This window comes from Rhodococcus sp. IEGM 1379, from assembly GCF_030056815.1.
Lineage (GTDB): Bacteria > Actinomycetota > Actinomycetes > Mycobacteriales > Mycobacteriaceae > Rhodococcus_F.
The window spans coordinates 1-15,388 of sequence record NZ_JASHKR010000005.1; the positions used below are offsets into that span (position 1 = coordinate 1).

The 15,388-nt window shown below is 61.5% G+C and carries 16 protein-coding genes and 1 tRNA gene; 10 read left to right on the forward strand and 7 right to left on the reverse strand.

Annotated elements, in window-relative coordinates:
* Positions 1-72: transfer RNA gene (locus tag QM600_RS04505), tRNA-Glu, on the forward strand.
* A gap of 147 nt (positions 73-219) precedes the next feature.
* Here QM600_RS04505 and QM600_RS04510 read toward each other — a convergent pair.
* From QM600_RS04510 to QM600_RS04520, 3 genes are all read right to left on the reverse strand, one after another.
* Positions 220-417 carry a DUF5302 domain-containing protein gene (locus QM600_RS04510; RefSeq protein ID WP_094272247.1) on the reverse strand — a complete coding sequence of 66 codons (198 nt, stop codon included), beginning with the start codon at positions 415-417 and terminating at the stop codon, positions 220-222.
* Positions 418-467: 50 nt separating this feature from the next.
* Entirely contained in the window at positions 468-977 is a 510-nt protein-coding gene (locus tag QM600_RS04515) for a pyridoxamine 5'-phosphate oxidase family protein (RefSeq protein WP_283260288.1), read from the reverse strand.
* A gap of 86 nt (positions 978-1,063) precedes the next feature.
* Positions 1,064-1,765 (reverse strand): IclR family transcriptional regulator, encoded by a 702-nt coding sequence (locus QM600_RS04520; protein WP_094272249.1) that lies wholly within the window; start codon positions 1,763-1,765, stop codon positions 1,064-1,066.
* Between the two features lie 171 nt (positions 1,766-1,936).
* Between QM600_RS04520 and leuC the strand changes: the two genes are divergently transcribed.
* The 3 genes from leuC to QM600_RS04535 all read left to right on the forward strand — a co-directional run bounded on the left by leuC (position 1,937) and on the right by QM600_RS04535 (position 4,702).
* Entirely contained in the window at positions 1,937-3,358 is a 1,422-nt protein-coding gene (gene leuC / locus QM600_RS04525) for a 3-isopropylmalate dehydratase large subunit (RefSeq protein ID WP_283260289.1), read from the forward strand.
* Between the two features lie 29 nt (positions 3,359-3,387).
* Complete coding sequence (leuD, locus tag QM600_RS04530; protein ID WP_283260290.1) at positions 3,388-3,996, forward strand: 3-isopropylmalate dehydratase small subunit; 609 nt, start codon at positions 3,388-3,390, stop codon at positions 3,994-3,996.
* A gap of 157 nt (positions 3,997-4,153) precedes the next feature.
* Positions 4,154-4,702 carry an HU family DNA-binding protein gene (locus QM600_RS04535; RefSeq protein ID WP_283260291.1) on the forward strand — a complete coding sequence of 183 codons (549 nt, stop codon included), beginning with the start codon at positions 4,154-4,156 and terminating at the stop codon, positions 4,700-4,702.
* Positions 4,703-4,833: 131 nt separating this feature from the next.
* On the opposite strand, the gene QM600_RS04540 is transcribed toward QM600_RS04535, so the two are convergent.
* The 3 genes from QM600_RS04540 to cofC form a co-directional block, all read right to left on the reverse strand.
* Complete coding sequence (locus QM600_RS04540; protein WP_283260292.1) at positions 4,834-5,760, reverse strand: NUDIX hydrolase; 927 nt, start codon at positions 5,758-5,760, stop codon at positions 4,834-4,836.
* Between the two features lie 14 nt (positions 5,761-5,774).
* On the reverse strand, positions 5,775-7,922 hold the full coding sequence (locus QM600_RS04545) for an RNA degradosome polyphosphate kinase (protein WP_283260436.1): 2,148 nt from the start codon (positions 7,920-7,922) through the stop codon (positions 5,775-5,777).
* Between the two features lie 181 nt (positions 7,923-8,103).
* Entirely contained in the window at positions 8,104-8,793 is a 690-nt protein-coding gene (cofC, locus tag QM600_RS04550) for a 2-phospho-L-lactate guanylyltransferase (protein ID WP_283260437.1), read from the reverse strand.
* A gap of 241 nt (positions 8,794-9,034) precedes the next feature.
* On the opposite strand from cofC, the gene QM600_RS04555 reads away from it, so the two are divergent.
* The 3 genes from QM600_RS04555 (at position 9,035) to QM600_RS04565 (ending at position 12,392) form a co-directional block, all read left to right on the forward strand.
* Positions 9,035-10,033 (forward strand): NAD(P)H-dependent glycerol-3-phosphate dehydrogenase, encoded by a 999-nt coding sequence (locus QM600_RS04555; protein WP_283260293.1) that lies wholly within the window; start codon positions 9,035-9,037, stop codon positions 10,031-10,033.
* Positions 10,034-10,046: 13 nt separating this feature from the next.
* The gene (locus QM600_RS04560; protein WP_283260295.1) at positions 10,047-11,198 is read left to right on the forward strand and encodes a cystathionine gamma-lyase; all 1,152 of its coding nucleotides are present in this window, start codon (positions 10,047-10,049) and stop codon (positions 11,196-11,198) included.
* Positions 11,199-11,285: 87 nt separating this feature from the next.
* Positions 11,286-12,392 (forward strand): D-alanine--D-alanine ligase family protein, encoded by a 1,107-nt coding sequence (locus tag QM600_RS04565; protein WP_283260296.1) that lies wholly within the window; start codon positions 11,286-11,288, stop codon positions 12,390-12,392.
* Between the two features lie 6 nt (positions 12,393-12,398).
* On the opposite strand, the gene QM600_RS04570 is transcribed toward QM600_RS04565, so the two are convergent.
* Complete coding sequence (locus tag QM600_RS04570; protein ID WP_283260297.1) at positions 12,399-12,977, reverse strand: DUF3515 domain-containing protein; 579 nt, start codon at positions 12,975-12,977, stop codon at positions 12,399-12,401.
* A gap of 154 nt (positions 12,978-13,131) precedes the next feature.
* On the opposite strand from QM600_RS04570, the gene QM600_RS04575 reads away from it, so the two are divergent.
* The 3 genes from QM600_RS04575 to QM600_RS04585 are packed head-to-tail and all read left to right on the forward strand — an operon-like array spanning position 13,132 to position 15,368.
* Positions 13,132-14,136, forward strand: a complete 1,005-nt coding sequence (locus QM600_RS04575) for a thiamine-phosphate kinase (protein WP_502942879.1) — start codon at positions 13,132-13,134, stop codon at positions 14,134-14,136.
* 9 nt (positions 14,137-14,145) lie between these two features.
* Complete coding sequence (locus tag QM600_RS04580) at positions 14,146-14,667, forward strand: gamma carbonic anhydrase family protein (RefSeq protein ID WP_283260298.1); 522 nt, start codon at positions 14,146-14,148, stop codon at positions 14,665-14,667.
* Positions 14,667-15,368, forward strand: coding sequence for a uracil-DNA glycosylase (locus QM600_RS04585; RefSeq protein ID WP_283260299.1), 702 nt, complete (start codon positions 14,667-14,669; stop codon positions 15,366-15,368). Before QM600_RS04580 ends, QM600_RS04585 begins: the two co-directional genes overlap by 1 nt.
* The last annotated feature ends 20 nt before the right edge of the window (positions 15,369-15,388 follow it).

The window sequence follows — 15,388 nt, forward strand, 5'->3', positions numbered from 1 at the left end:
GCCCCGTCGTCTAGCGGCCTAGGACGCCGCCCTCTCAAGGCGGTAGCGCGGGTTCGAATCCCGTCGGGGCTACAAAAGAAAGACCTTCCAATCATTGATTGGAAGGTCTTTTCTTATTGATACTGAGATCGAGTGAAAACAATCACCCCAGCCGAATTCGACTGGGGTGATTGTCATCTCATACGTGCTTGTTCACCTCAGACGTATGGGGTGTGCGGCTTATCCGCTCTTGCGGCGGAATTCGCGCTTGTGGTCAGCGGAGCCGTGAGTGTTGTGGACTTTGGACTGACCGTCACGATGATCGGCCGACGTCGCATTGCCGTGGTTCTTGCGATCGAGTGCTTCGCGGAACTTGCGCTTGTTGGCCTCCGCTGGTGTTTCGGACTCCGGCGGGGTGCTGCTGTCCTGCTCGCTCATCTGTGTACTCCTTCGTTGCGGCCTGTTGGTGAAGCTTGGGGCCTTGATGGTCAAGCTACGCCCTCATGGGCGGGAGCTGTAGACCCGGACAGCGGCATGGCCGGCATGGCGAGCTTGCGGTGATCCCACGACCGAGTGCGCGCGGGCACGAATCGCACTGCCACACGCTTGTGGAGCATGGCGTCGACAGCGGGGCGGAGATCCTCGGAATAGGGTCCGGTGTATCGCTCCCAGACACTGACACCCACGGCAAAAAGCGCCTCGGGGTCGTCGACGATTTCTCCGACCCCTTCCATCGAGACTCCGCGCAGGGTGTCGTAGGTGAGGCCGTCCTCGATCAGTATCGACATCCGCGAGTCGCGTCGAAGGTTTACAGCTTTCTGGGACTTCGCTTTTGTCTCGAACCAGATTTCGCCGTCCACGATCGCGAACCACATCGCGATGAGGTGAGGCATGCCGTCTGCGCTCAGCGTGGCCATCGTTGCGGTGCGGTTCTTTTCGACGAACTCCGAAATTTCGGAGCCGGTCATCGTGATCTGACTGCGCTGTTTCCCTGTCATGACGGCGGAGCTCTCCTCGATCGTGGTTGGGAGGTGCGGTTCTTGAAGTCCTTACTGTGGCACGGATTACATGATTACGTGTCCGATTACAGGCGCTTGTGCAGCGCTTCTGCCGCTGCGAGAAGATCGGCTGCCCATCGTGCTCCCGGGCGTCGACCCATCCGGTCGATCGGTCCGGAAACCGAAATCGCCGCCACCACCGTGCCGGCCGAGTCCCGTACGGGCGCTGCCACGCTGGCGACTCCGGGTTCGCGTTCGGCTGCGCTCTGCGCCCAACCGCGCCGGCGGACTTCGAGAAGAACTCGCTCGCCGAAGGTTGCGTCGGCGAGAACAGTGCGCTGTGTCTGCGGATCTGCCCACGCGAGAAGGACCTTGGCGCCCGAGCCGGCATTCATCGGCAGTCGTGCGCCGACCAGGACGGTGTCACGCAGACCGGTCGGTGGTTCCATCGACGCGACGCAGACGCGCTGCGTACCTTCGCGTCGATACAGTTGGACACTCTCGCCGGTGATCTCGCGTAACCGGGGGAGGATGAGACCTGCAGCGGCAATTAGAGGATCATTGGCAGTGGCAGCCAATTCGGCGAGTCCGGGACCGGGGCACCACAGGCCGTCGGAATCACGGGCGAGGAGTCGATGGACTTCGAGGCCGACGGCGAGGCGGTGAGCCGTTGCCCTCGGTAGCCCTGTGCGCGCACAGAGTTCGGTGAGGCTGCACGGTTCTTCGGCTACTGCATGAAGCACGCCCATTGCTTTGTCCAGCACGCCGATGCCGCTATGCTGTCTCATAGGTCGATACCAGTTTCTCGCATAGTGGGATAGTAGCGCATGATCTCCTACAGGTCACCAGCTTCCACTTCCGGGGATTAATGCGCAGCATGAAAAGTGTTGGGCTGTCGGACTTATCTTCACGCGCGGCGGGCCAGCCCGTAGTTCGTCGACGCGAGGCTACGTACAGAGGTGGAAGACATGGCACAGAAAGCACGCACTCTCGCCGAGAAGGTGTGGGACGACCACGTTGTCGTGAAGGGCGAAGGTCAGAATCCAGACCTGATCTACATCGACCTTCACCTCGTCCATGAAGTGACGAGCCCGCAGGCATTCGACGGACTGAGATTGGCGGGACGGAAGTTGCGTCGCCCCGATCTGACGATCGCGACCGAGGATCACAACGTCCCGACCATCGACATCGACAAGCCGATTGCCGATCCCGTCTCCAAGACTCAGGTCGATACGCTGCGCCGAAATTGTGAGGAATTCGGAGTTCGCTTGCACCGCATGGGCGATCTGGATCAGGGGATCGTGCATGTCGTCGGACCGCAGCTCGGTCTGACTCAGCCGGGAACGACTGTCGTCTGTGGTGACTCGCATACCTCGACCCACGGCGCTTTCGGTGCTCTGGCAATGGGAATCGGCACCAGCGAGGTCGAGCATGTGATGGCGACACAGACACTGTCGCTGCGCCCCTTCAAGACAATGGCGATCACCGTCGACGGTGAACTGCAGCCCGGTGTCACGAGCAAGGACCTGATCCTCGCCGTCATCGCCAAGATCGGCACCGGTGGCGGGCAGGGATATGTTCTGGAATACCGCGGCGAAGCGATCCGCACATTGTCGATGGAATCGCGTATGACCATCTGCAACATGTCGATCGAGGCTGGTGCCCGCGCCGGCATGATCGCACCGGATGAGATTACCTACGAGTTCATCAAGGGTCGCCCGCACGCGCCGACAGGCGCGGACTGGGATGCCGCAGTGGCGGCTTGGGAACAGTTGAAGACCGACGACGGAGCGGTATTCGACAACGAGGTTCGCATCGACGCGAGTTCACTGACACCGTTCGTCACGTGGGGAACCAACCCGGGACAGGGCGCACCGCTGGGTGATCGTGTGCCGAATCCGGAAGAGATCGTCGACGAGAACGAACGTCAGGCAGCCGAGAAGGCGCTTACCTACATGGGTCTCGACGCAGGAATGCCGTTGCGCGATATTTCCGTCGACACCGTTTTTGTCGGCTCGTGCACCAACGGGCGAATCGAAGACCTGCGTGAGGTTGCGGGCGTTCTCGAGGGTCGCAGTGTGGCAGAAGGTGTTCGGATGCTGATCGTTCCCGGCTCCATGCGGGTCCGGGCGCAGGCCGAAAGTGAAGGCCTCGGAGACATCTTCGTAGCGGCGGGCGCGGAATGGCGTCAGGCGGGTTGCTCGATGTGCTTGGGCATGAACCCGGATCAGTTGGCGCCGGGGGAGCGTTCGGCATCGACCTCGAACCGGAATTTCGAAGGCCGACAAGGCAAAGGTGGCCGGACTCATCTGGTTTCACCACTCGTCGCAGCCGCCACCGCAGTCCGTGGAACTTTGTCGGCACCGTCCGATCTGGCCTGACGTACCTACACACTCGAGGAGAATTTTCGATGGAATCCTTTACCACGCACAAGGGTATCGGCGTACCGATGCGACGCTCGAATGTCGATACCGACCAGATCATCCCCGCCGTTTACCTGAAACGGGTGACGCGCACCGGATTCGAGGACGGACTGTTCGCCGGATGGCGTAGCGATCCGAACTTCATCCTCAATGTCGCGCCTTACGACAAGGGCAGTGTCCTTGTGGCCGGACCCGATTTCGGAACGGGATCCTCGCGGGAGCATGCCGTTTGGGCGCTATCCGACTTCGGTTTTCGGGTCGTGATCGCTTCGCGCTTCGCAGATATTTTCCGCGGCAACGCCGGAAAAGCGGGTCTGCTGGCAGCACAGGTCGAGCAGAGTGACGTCGAATTGCTGTGGAAGTTGCTCGACGAGCAGCCCGGACTCGAATTGACTGTCGATCTCGAAAATCGGACAGTGACAGCCGGAACGACGGTGGTGCCCTTTACGATTGACGACTACACACGGTGGCGTCTGCTCGAAGGACTCGACGACATCGGACTGACATTGCGGCAGGTAGAAGCGATTTCCGAGTTCGAAAAGTCAAGGCCTTCATGGAAACCGACTACCCTCCCGGCCCAAATTTCGCAGGGCTGAACGGAAATCGCCGATAGCGGCGAGAGAGAGAAATAGGTCACCATTTCGGGGTTACGTTGATTGAGAATTGGCGTGGCACATAGACTCTTGCCGTTATCAGGTTTACCGTAGTTCTCAGTCGGTCCTACGGTGGACCATTATTTGCGGAGGAATTTCAATGAACAAGGCAGAGCTCATCGATGTTCTGACTGAGAAGCTGGGTTCGGACAGGCGCACAGCAACCGATGCAGTGGAGCATGTCGTGGACACCATCGTCCGCGCCGTCCACCGTGGCGAGAGCGTGACGATCACCGGTTTCGGCGTCTTCGAACAGCGTCGTCGTGCGGCACGTGTCGCACGCAACCCGCGTACCGGCGAGACCGTCAAGGTCAAGCCGACGTCGGTTCCGGCTTTCCGTCCGGGTGCGCAGTTCAAGGCCGTTATCGCTGGCGGCCAGAAGCTTCCGGCCAGTGGCCCGGCAGTCAAGCGTGGCGTAGCCGCACCGGCTACCAAGGCAGCAGCCAAGAAGGCAGCAGCCAAGAAGGCAGCAGCCAAGAAGACGGTAGCCAAGAAGGCTCCGGCCAAGGTTGCAGCCAAGAAGACGGTTGCCGCTAAGGCTCCCGCCAAGAAGGCTCCGGCCAAGGTTGCAGCCAAGAAGGCTCCGGCCAAGGTTGCAGCCAAGAAGGCTCCCGCCAAGAAGGCTCCGGCCAAGCGCGCTTCCAAGTAGTCGCTTTCGGGTGAAATACCCGATGCAGTAAAAGAAGAGGCGCAGTCGCGATCGAAATCGCGACTGCGCCTCTTCTTTTGTATTCGACGTTTATGAATTCGTCTGCCGGTCAATACTTTGCGTAACTACCTTTATGCGTTGGAGACCTTGGGGAGGGGGCTGTCCAGATGATCGGCTGCAACCAATTGGTCGCCGACGAAGGACAGCACCCAGGTGCTCGCTTTGCGGTTGCGTGCGGACGGCAGTGTTACACCGGCTGATTGGCTCCACCAAGCCATCAGATCCGGAATGACGCCTCCTTGGCTGCAGATGACCGGTGTGCCGCCTGCAGACGCAATCTCGAGGATTCGCGCCCGAGCGGCCGCTGTATCCGCCTCGTAACCCTCTTCGCTCAGAAGGGGTTCCGCCGTAACCTCGACTCCCAGCGCTTCGGCGAGTGGCAACACGGTATCGATGCATCGAGTTCGGTCGGCGGCATAGACGGAGTCGGCGCCGAAGATCCGTAGCTGACTTGCCAACGCCGCGGCCTGTTCCTTGCCTGTGGCATCGAGAGGCCGGAGAGTGTCATCGCCGTTGTACCGCTTGCGACTTCCCGCCTTCGCATGACGTACCAGCAGGACCGTCCGGGTATCGGTCGGTACCGCGACGAAGCGGCGCAGGATCATCCGATCCATCGGATACGAGAGATGGTCCGGGACTTCGTCGATGGGAAGCCAATGCAGTACGTCGACCTCGCTGTTCGCGCCGAACTCTCCGCCGACTGATTCAGCCGCCCAGTATTCGACTCGTTTCAGCTTGCGGTGCCCCGGAATCGGATAAGTGACACCGCCGAGATGACGACCGAGCCGAACACTCATCGACGTTTCTTCCTGAACTTCGCGGACTGCGGCTGTCAGGAAGGTCTCACCCGGATCGAGTTTTCCCTTGGGGAAAGACCAATCATCGTATTTGGGGCGATGAATGACTGCGATCTCGATCGACTGCGGATTATCGGGTGCCTTTCGCCATAACACTGCGCCGGCGGCAAAGATATTCGCTTTCACAGGTTTGTCAGTCATGGTGATCGCGACCGTCAGGATCCGCTGGAGGTACGACTTCGCATCAACGAATGTTGATGCTCGCGTACATCCTCGCCGTGTTCGGGAGACGCAACCCAACTTCCGTCGGGATGCAGTACCCAGCAGCGGGTGCGGGGGTCGAGCGAGGAATCGAAGACTTCGCTCAACTGCCTGGCCAACTTCGGATCCTTGACCTGAACCATGACCTCGACGCGCCGATCGAGGTTGCGATGCATCATGTCTGCGCTGCCGATCCAGAACTCGTCGGCGGCGCGGAAATGGAACATACGTGAATGCTCGAGGAATCGTCCGAGGATGGAACGGACTTCGATGTTGTCGCTGAGTCCAGGCACTCCCGGCTTGAGAGCGCAGATGCCGCGGACCACGATCTGAACCGGCACGCCGGCTTTGGAGGCGCGGTACAGTGCGTCGATAACCTGTTCGTCGACAAGCGCATTCGCCTTCATACGAATGGCTGCGTCACGCCCCGCGAGTTTGTGCGCGATTTCCGCTTCGATGCGTTCGATGATTCCGCGTCGCACTCCATAGGGAGCAACCAGAAGGTTCCGGTAATCGGTCTTACGCGAGTAGCCGGTCAGGGAGTTGAAGAGGTCGGTGAGGTCGGCACCGACCTCCGGTGCGGCTGTGAACAATCCGACGTCCTCGTACAACCGCGCGGTCTTCGGATTGTAGTTTCCGGTACCGATGTGGCAGTAACGACGGATGGTGGAGCCTTCACGCCGGACCACGAGGCAAGTCTTGCAATGCGTCTTGAGTCCGACAAGTCCGTAGACGACATGCACTCCGGCTTGTTCGAGTTTGCGAGCCCACTTGATGTTGGCCTGCTCGTCGAAACGAGCCTTGATCTCGACGAGAGCGACAACTTGCTTGCCGGCTTCGGCGGCGTCGATGAGTGCGTTGACGATCGGTGAATCACCGGATGTCCGGTAGAGGGTCTGTTTGATCGCGAGAACCTGCGGGTCGGCGGCAGCCTGCTCGATGAATCGCTGAACGCTGGTGGAAAACGAATCGTAAGGGTGGTGGACGAGAACGTCGCCGTCACGCAGTGTGGAGAACACGCTCTTCGGTGTTTCGCGTTCACCGAACGCGGGGTGCGTCGCCGGAACGAACGGTGCGTCTTTGAGCGCGGGTCGGTCGACGGCGTAAACCTGCCAGAGGCAAGACAAATCGAGCAGACCCGAAACTTCGATGACATCGGCCGGGTCGACATCGAGTTCGCGAAGCAACAATTCGAGCATGTGCTCGGTCATGTCGTCAGCCACTTCGAGTCGGACGGGAGATCCGAAACGACGGCGCGCGAGTTCACGCTCCAATGCTTGGAGGAGGTCCTCGTCGCGGTCCTCCTCGACTTCGAAGTCGGCGTTGCGCGTGATCCGGAAGGCGTGGTGCTCCACGATTTCCATTCCGGGGAACAAGACGTCGAGGTGCGCCGAGATCAGTTCTTCCATCGGAATGAACGAGTCGATCGTCGACGACGATGTCGTGCTCTTCACGCGAACGAAGCGGCCGACGTTGTCCGGCACCTTCACGCGGGCGAAATGCTCGCCGCCAGTGACGGAATCCTTCACGGTCACTGCGAGGTTGAGACTTAGGCCGCTGATGTAGGGGAACGGGTGCGCGTGATCAACGGCCAACGGCGTGAGCACGGGGAACACCTGTTCGGTGAAATGAACCGACAGTCGCTCGTGATCGTCCTCGCTGAGATCGGACCACCGGACGATCGAGATTCCTTCTGCCGCTAGAGCCGGGCGGACGGATTCGAGAAAAACGTGCGCATGCTTGTCTGCGAGTTCCTGCGTCCGACGCGCGATCAATGCCAGTTGTTCGCGCGGTGAAAGTCCGTCAGCGGAACGGACGGACAGTCCGGTCTCGTCGCGGCGCTTGAGGCCGGCGACCCGAACCATGAAGAACTCGTCGAGGTTCGACGCGAAGATCGCCAGGAATTTTGCACGTTCCAGGAGGGGGAGCGACTCGTCGGCAGCCAAAGCAAGAACGCGGGCGTTGAAGTCGAGCCAACTCAGTTCACGATTGAGATAACGATCTTCGGGTAACCCGCCGAGGAGCTCGGCCGGAATTGCCTTGGTGGCGGCCGGCGGCGCGCTCGGAATGTGGGTGACTGAACCCGGAATCGGGGGTCGCACATGAACTGACGCAGCAGAAGGTTGATGCCGGTCCCCGGTTTCCGATGCGCCGGTGACAGTTCCGTCCGGGCTGCTGGTGCCTGTGTTGTTTGCGGACTTGCGGTGCTCGAGTGCTTCGCCGTTGCTCACACGTCGATCATCCCCTACAAGCGCGCGCTTCGACAATTGTCGACAAAGAAAGTTACCGCGTGTTCGACGCAGTTCGGTTGAGCCGTTTCAGGGAAGCTCGTGTGGCCGGCCCGACGCCCAATGCGCGCACCGTTTCCAAGTCGGTCCCCGTATCGACATCCGTGCGAAGCCCCGGCCAGTCTCCGACGAGCCGGCGCGCACCGGAATCTGTATGCCCACGAGCGGATTCGGGTCCGAATCGTGGATCGAGAGGCAGATCGGGATCGCAAGAGAACAATGCCGCCGTACCGGTCCCGTGGTGATCGACGACTATCGACCGGCCACCGGTTCGGGCGTCGGTGAGGGCTTCGAAAAGTTCGCCGGGCTGCAGCGACGGGAGATCAGCTTGCAATACAACGAGATCCACCCGGCCGGACTCGGCGCGGATGTGGGTTGCCGCCGCGCTGAGTGCGGAATTGAGAGAGCTTTCCTTGCCCGACGCCTGACTTGTTCCGGGCGCTTCACTGCGCTGCGACGACGTCGGGTCGGCGTACACGTGAACGCCCGCTGCGTAGGCAAGTGCGGCAACCGTCGGATCCGGCGTCACAACAGTTACCCCGTCGATGGCGGCGACGTCGGAGACCGCGGCAAGAGTGTCGTGGAGCATCGCCAGCACCAGATCGGCACGTGCGTCGGCATCGAGTTCGGTGGCCAACCGGGACTTCGCAGATCGGAGGTCCTTGACCGCGACGATGGCATGCATGGGGCGACGCCCTGACGGGACGGGTAGAGGCCGACTCTCCGATCTCGGCGTGCTCGGCTCTACTGTGCTCATACTGCGATCTTGCCAGTCGTCTCCCGGCGTGTCTGTCTCTACCTGCCGAGTCTGGGCGTCGACCGCCCTGACCGGGGGACTGGCGATAGTCTGTGCACACGATTTCTTTGCTGGTCGCAACACAACCGGCGTCTTGGCGAACGTCACGAGGGGTAGACGAGGTGACTGTGTGAGTAAAGCAGCAGTATTGGGCGCAGGTTCATGGGGAACGGCCCTGGCCAAGGTCATGGCGGAGGCAGGCACCGACGTGACGATGTGGGCTCGGCGGGCGGAGGTCGCCGAGCGGATCAACGACGCGCACGAGAACAGTGACTATCTTCCCGGCATCCTCCTACCCGAGTCCATCCGTGCGACGGACCGGCACGAGGACGCGATGGAGGGAGCCGACTTCATAGTTCTGGCAGTTCCGTCGCAGTCTCTCCGGGGAAATTTGGAGGGGTGGAAGGATTCGATCGGCCCGGACGCAACTCTGCTCAGTCTGGCAAAGGGAATCGAAACCGGCACCCTGATGCGGATGAGCCAGGTGATCGTGTCGGTCACCGGCGTCGAACCCGGTCGTGTCGCCGTGTTGTCGGGACCGAATCTGGCGTTCGAGATCGCCAGTCGGCAGCCCGCTGCAACGGTCATTGCGTGCTCGGATTCTTCGCGGGCATTGGCTCTTCAAAATGCCTGCGCGACAGGATATTTCAGGCCATATACCAATTCCGACGTGATCGGCTGTGAGATCGGCGGGGCCTGCAAGAACGTGATCGCGTTGGCTTGCGGCATGGCTGCCGGTAGCGGATTCGGCGACAACACGATTGCCAGCATCATCACCCGGGGTCTGGCCGAGACAATCCGCTTGGGAGTTGCACTCGGCGCCAAGGCGTCGACTCTCGCCGGTCTCGCGGGAATCGGCGATCTGGTTGCAACCTGTACATCGGACCTCTCACGAAACCGCACTTTCGGTGAACGGCTGGGGCGCGGCGGTTCGATGGAATCGGCGCAGAAAGCAACCAACGGACAGGTAGCCGAAGGCGTGAAATCTTGTACGTCGGTGCGCGCGCTCGCTGCAGGCTACGACGTTGAGATGCCGCTGACCGACGCAGTCCACCGGGTCTGCCACGAAGGCATGGCCGTCAGTGATGCCATCGGTCAGTTGCTCGGGCGTCGGACCAAACCTGAATGACGGCACCGTTCATATGACGGCAGCAGACGGTTACGGTGATTCCACCCGGTGCGTGAGCGGGGTCGCCGGACCACTCGTGCCCGGTCAACCGATGCAGGTCGGTCCGGTATTTGCTGCGCCGTATCAGCTTTCGGCAGACGAGGGCTCCGAAGAAGATACGTATGCGCGGGCCTCCCATCCGGGGTGGCGGGCTCTCGAAGCTGTGCTCGCCAACCTCGAAGGTGCCGACCGCGCCGTCGTGACGGGATCGGGGATGTCCGCCGTCACGATCACATTGCGAAGCCTGCTGGCGTCCGGGGATACCGTGGTCGTGCCGTCGGACGGCTACTACCAGGTGCGCCTGTACGCCGAAGAGGCTTTGGCCCCCCGGGGAATCGGTGTCCGCGAGGTGGCGACGCCTGCGATGGGTGATCCGGGTTTCGCGAATCTTCTGGCGTCGCTGCTGGGGAGAGTGGTGGTTCTCGCGGAGACGCCGTCCAACCCCGTGCTCGATGTAGTGGATCTGCGTGCGCTGGCGCAGATGTGTCATGCATCGGGCGCAGTTCTGGTGGTGGACAACACCACTGCCACACCACTTGGTCAGCGTCCACTGGAGTTGGGCGCGGATGTTGTCGTGGCCAGCGGAACGAAGTCACTGAGCGGGCACAGTGACCTGTTGATGGGATACGTCGCAACGTCCGATGCCGATATAGCCGCGAAGATCGAACGTGAACGAACACTGTCCGGAACGGTGCTCGGTCCGTTCGAGACGTGGCTCGCTCATCGCAGCCTCGGGACGGCCGGTCTTCGGTTCGGCCGACAATGTGAGAACGCGCAAGCGCTGGCCGAGATGTTGACGCAGCATCCGGCCGTGCGGTCGGTGCGCTATCCCGGGTTGTCGAACGACCCGTCGTTCGACATCGCGTCCACCCAGATGCGTAGGTTCGGCGGCCTCGTCAGTATCGAGCTGGAATCTGCGTCGGCATTCCATTCGTTTGTCGCGGCGAGCAAACTTGTGTCCTCGGCTACCAGCTTCGGTGGCATTCATACGACAGCTGATCGGCGGGCGAGGTGGGGTGATCGTGTCAGTGAGGGGTTTGTCCGGATCTCGTGCGGCATCGAGGACACCGCCGATTTGCTCGCCGATGTCGAGCGCGCGCTTACCGGACGTCCGTTCGGTCCATAGATTCAGGGTCGGGGCGAGCGAAGCGACGGGGGAATCGACACGGCCCTGCGCGCATGCCGAACGCTATTCGACGGTACGGTTTGACGCGTGAATAACAGCCGTACCCGCGTAGCCGTGATCTTCGGTGGCCGGAGCAATGAACATTCAGTGTCCTGCGTCTCGGCAGGGAGCGTCCTGCGCCATCTTGATCCGGAGCGGTACGAGGTCGTGCCCATCGGAATCACTACCGACGGCGCCTGGGTCCTGGCCTCGACCGACCCCGATTCGCTGGCCATCAATGGACGTGAGTTGCCGACCGTCGACAAAAACGGAACCGGCGTCACACTGACCGCTGATCCCACCCGGTCCGGTGCTGTGCTGGCACTCGACGGAGCCGATGCCGGTGCCGTACTGGCAACCGTCGACGTCATCTTCCCGGTACTGCACGGCGCCTACGGCGAAGACGGCACCATTCAGGGGCTGCTGGAAATGGCCGGCATTCCCTACGTCGGCCCCGGCGTTCTGGCGAGCGCGGCCGGAATGGACAAGGAATTCACGAAGAAGCTCCTCGCAGCCGAAGGCCTTCCCGTCGGCGTGCAGGTTGTTCTGCGCCCGGGAACGGCAACACTGACCGCAGCGCAGAAAGAGCAGGTGGGCCTACCGGTCTTCGTCAAGCCGGCACGTGGCGGATCATCGATCGGCATTACCCGAGTGACCGGTTGGGATGGACTCGACAACGCGATCGCTCACGCACGCCTGCACGATCCCAAGGTGATCATCGAAGGCGCGATCGTAGGGCGCGAAGTCGAGTGTGGTGTTCTCGAATTCCCGAATGGCGACGTCAAGGCGAGCGTAGTTGCCGAGATCCGAATGCCGGCCGACGACGCAGACTCCGACGCGTTCTACGACTTCGACACCAAATACCTCGACGACGTCTGCGAGTTCGACGTACCCGCCGTCCTCGACCCGGCGGTCAGCGATCAGATTCGTGACATGGCTGTTCGGGCGTTCGCCGCCCTCGACTGCCAGGGACTCTCGCGGGTGGATTTCTTTGTCACCGAAGACGGCCCGGTGATCAACGAGATCAACACCATGCCCGGATTCACCTCCATCTCGATGTACCCGAAGATGTGGAAGGCGACCGGAATCGATTACGGCACTTTGCTTTCGACGCTGGTCGATACCGCGCTTGCACGCGGCACCGGCCTGCGTTAGTGCCTTTTAAGGCACCGCGATCGGCGCCGGGTCCAGAGGTTGTTGCGGAAGCGTCGCGGAGATGGTGTCCGAGAACTCCTGGATCGGCGTCGGGCCGTTCCCGTCGGGAACGGTGATTCCGATGTACTCACCGCGGTCCACCGCAAACCAGGTGCTGGCCGCCAAACCGATGTCGGTTCCCGAGACCTGGAACCACTGGACACCGTTCACAACCTGCAGTGCTGCGGCCTGATCGAACTCGGCCGGTCGGTCGAGTCCGCAGCGCAGGACGATCGGTTCGCTCTCACTGCGCTGCCAGGCCGCGGCACCGGCAGGGGCTGGTTCTAGGAGTTCGGCGCGTTCGAAGTCGCCGATGGTCTCGGGGAGCGCTCCGAGAAGTGATACGCATGCAGCGGAATCCGCAGTCGGGGCCGGAACCGGGCCCAGAGCCACGGGTTCGAGTTCCGGATTCTTGCCGGCAACAACGGCAGCGATCACCAAACCGATGATCAATGCCACGGGAAGCGCGGTGGCGGTGGCGATCAACGCCGGGCTACGACGCTCGACGGCTTCGGCGTTCTCTTCTGGGGACGTGTTTTCAGACATGCTCAGTTCTTCGCTCGGTTCCAAGTTCGGTCACTTGAGGGGTACGCACGTGCTCATCGGTAGGATTGCCGATGCACCCGTGAGCTACCCGATAAGTTCAGGGCCACAGCTTTTAAGGTACCGCAGGCCGTTTTCATCGGCCCTGCGCCGGCAATTGGGAGAGCCCATCTCGTCATCAGGATCGACCCCGAGCGAAGACACACGAACAGTGGCCGACGTGGGGGAGTTCGGTGTCATCTCGCGCTCACTCGAGGGCCGAATTCAGCCGCTCACGACGGAGTTGGGTCCGGGTGACGATGCTGCAATCGTCACTGCTGCCGACGGTCGCGTCGTCATCTCTTCGGACATGCTGGTCGAGGGCAGGCATTTTCGGCTCGATTGGTCCTCGCCACGAGACGTCGGGCGTAAAGCGGTGGCGCAGAATGCTGCCGACGTTGTCTCGATGGGGGCTCGGGCAACGGCGTTCACGGTATCCATCGGCTGTCCGCCGTCGACGCCGATCGAAATCGTGGACGGGATCTCTGCCGGAATCTGGGACGCTGCAACAGATCTGGGCGCGGGGGTCGTCGGTGGTGATCTGGTCCAGTCGCAGGAAATTGTGGTGTCGGTGACAGTTCTCGGTGATCTCGGAGGAGGGCAGGTCGTAACTCGCGCGGGAGCGCAGGTAGGCGATCGTGTCGCCGTTTCCGGGCTGTTCGGTTGTTCTGCAGCGGGATTGGCACTTCTCCTGGCCAAGCGTCGAACCTTCCCGGATCTGTTGGCGAGGCACCGGGTTCCGCAACCGCCTTACCAATCTGCTTGGACTGCAGCCGGCACAGCCCATGCCATGACCGACATCTCGGACGGACTGATTGCTGATCTTCGTCACCTGGCGACTGCGTCCGGCGTACAGATCCGGATCGGTTCGAGTTCCGTCCCAACGTCTCCGGATGTGGCAGACGCGGCAGCTTCATTGAATGTCGATCCGCTGGAATGGATTCTGTCCGGTGGTGAAGATCACGGATTTGCAGCCACGTTTGCTCCTGACAACGAACTGCCGACTGGTTGGACCGTGATCGGGGATGTGGTGGCCGGTTCCGGTGTTGTGGTGGACGGCGCCATTCGGCCCTCGGGCGGCGGATGGAACAGCTTTTCTGCCACCGGCACCCCCGCGGTATAGGTTCTCTTCATGGCTGTTTATGCACTAGGAGACAAAGTTCCGGACATTCACCCGGAGGCATACGTGCACCCGGATGCAGTGGTCATCGGGAACGTGAAACTTGCGGCGGGTACATCGATCTGGCCGCAGGCTGTTTTGCGCGGCGACTACGGAACAATTTCCGTCGGTGCCGGATCGAATATTCAGGACGGCACTGTGATTCACTGCACTGCCACCGACCCTACGATCATCGGGGCGGGATGTGTTGTGGGCCATAATGCGCACATCGAAGGCTCCACCATCGGCGATGGTTGTCTGATCGCGTCGGGATCGATCGTCCTCAACCGATCGGTGATCGGAGCGGGCTCGATAGTCGGCGCAGGCGCCGTGATCGCGCGCGGCTTCGAGGTTCCGCCGCGCAGGATGGCTTTGGGCGTACCGGCCAAGATTCGGGAAGGCTACGAGGTTCCTCTGGGGCATCTCGAATCTAATGTGGCGATGTACTCCGCCAATGCCGCGCACTATCGAGACGCATTGCGCAGGATCGACTGATGGTGCCGCTCACGGACCTCATGGAACCGGGCTGGGTCACTGCGCTCGAACCCGTTTCGGAGCAGATCTCGGCGATGGCCGATTTCTTGGATAGCGAGATCGCCGCCGGGCGAGAGTATCTGCCACGACGTGAGAATGTCCTGCGCGCGTTCACAAATCCGTTCGACGACGTCAAAGTGCTGATTGTCGGCCAAGATCCGTATCCGACACCCGGTCATGCTGTGGGCCTGAGCTTCGCGGTGGCCCCGGACGTTCAACCCATCCCGCGGAGCCTGACCAACATCTACAAGGAATATCATCAGGATCTTTCATTGCCGATTCCTGACAACGGAGATTTGACGCCGTGGTCGAATCAGGGTGTGTTGCTTCTCAATCGAGTGCTCACAGTAGCTCCGGGGTTGGCAGCATCACATCGGAAGAAGGGGTGGGAACCGGTGACGGAGCAGGCGATTCGCGCACTTGTGGCCAGGACCACGCCGATGGTGGCAATTCTGTGGGGCCGCGACGCAGCAACTCTGGCACCGCTACTGGGCGATACGCCCATCATCGAATCTGCGCACCCGTCACCGCTTTCGGCCTCGCGAGGGTTTTTCGGATCGCGGCCGTTCAGTCGGGCAAATCAACTGCTGACCGAGCGGGGTGCCCAGCCGGTCGACTGGAATCTGGGATCGACCGCAGGCGTGACCGAACCGCTGTGGTGAGAGGGTTCGGTCACGCAGAT

What these genes read in the sequence shown, in the direction of transcription:
- QM600_RS04510 (WP_094272247.1), bottom strand. Translation starts at nt 417, where the DNA reads ATGAGCGAGCAGGACAGCAGCACCCCGCCGGAGTCCGAAACACCAGCG.
- QM600_RS04570 (WP_283260297.1), bottom strand. Translation starts at nt 12,977, where the DNA reads ATGTCTGAAAACACGTCCCCAGAAGAGAACGCCGAAGCCGTCGAGCGT.
- QM600_RS04580 (WP_283260298.1), top strand. Translation starts at nt 14,146, where the DNA reads ATGGCTGTTTATGCACTAGGAGACAAAGTTCCGGACATTCACCCGGAG.
- leuD (WP_283260290.1), top strand. Translation starts at nt 3,388, where the DNA reads ATGGAATCCTTTACCACGCACAAGGGTATCGGCGTACCGATGCGACGC.
- QM600_RS04515 (WP_283260288.1), bottom strand. Translation starts at nt 977, where the DNA reads ATGACAGGGAAACAGCGCAGTCAGATCACGATGACCGGCTCCGAAATT.
- QM600_RS04585 (WP_283260299.1), top strand. Translation starts at nt 14,667, where the DNA reads ATGGTGCCGCTCACGGACCTCATGGAACCGGGCTGGGTCACTGCGCTC.
- QM600_RS04520 (WP_094272249.1), bottom strand. Translation starts at nt 1,765, where the DNA reads ATGAGACAGCATAGCGGCATCGGCGTGCTGGACAAAGCAATGGGCGTG.
- cofC (WP_283260437.1), bottom strand. Translation starts at nt 8,793, where the DNA reads ATGCATGCCATCGTCGCGGTCAAGGACCTCCGATCTGCGAAGTCCCGG.
- QM600_RS04540 (WP_283260292.1), bottom strand. Translation starts at nt 5,760, where the DNA reads ATGACTGACAAACCTGTGAAAGCGAATATCTTTGCCGCCGGCGCAGTG.
- QM600_RS04535 (WP_283260291.1), top strand. Translation starts at nt 4,154, where the DNA reads ATGAACAAGGCAGAGCTCATCGATGTTCTGACTGAGAAGCTGGGTTCG.
- QM600_RS04560 (WP_283260295.1), top strand. Translation starts at nt 10,047, where the DNA reads ATGACGGCAGCAGACGGTTACGGTGATTCCACCCGGTGCGTGAGCGGG.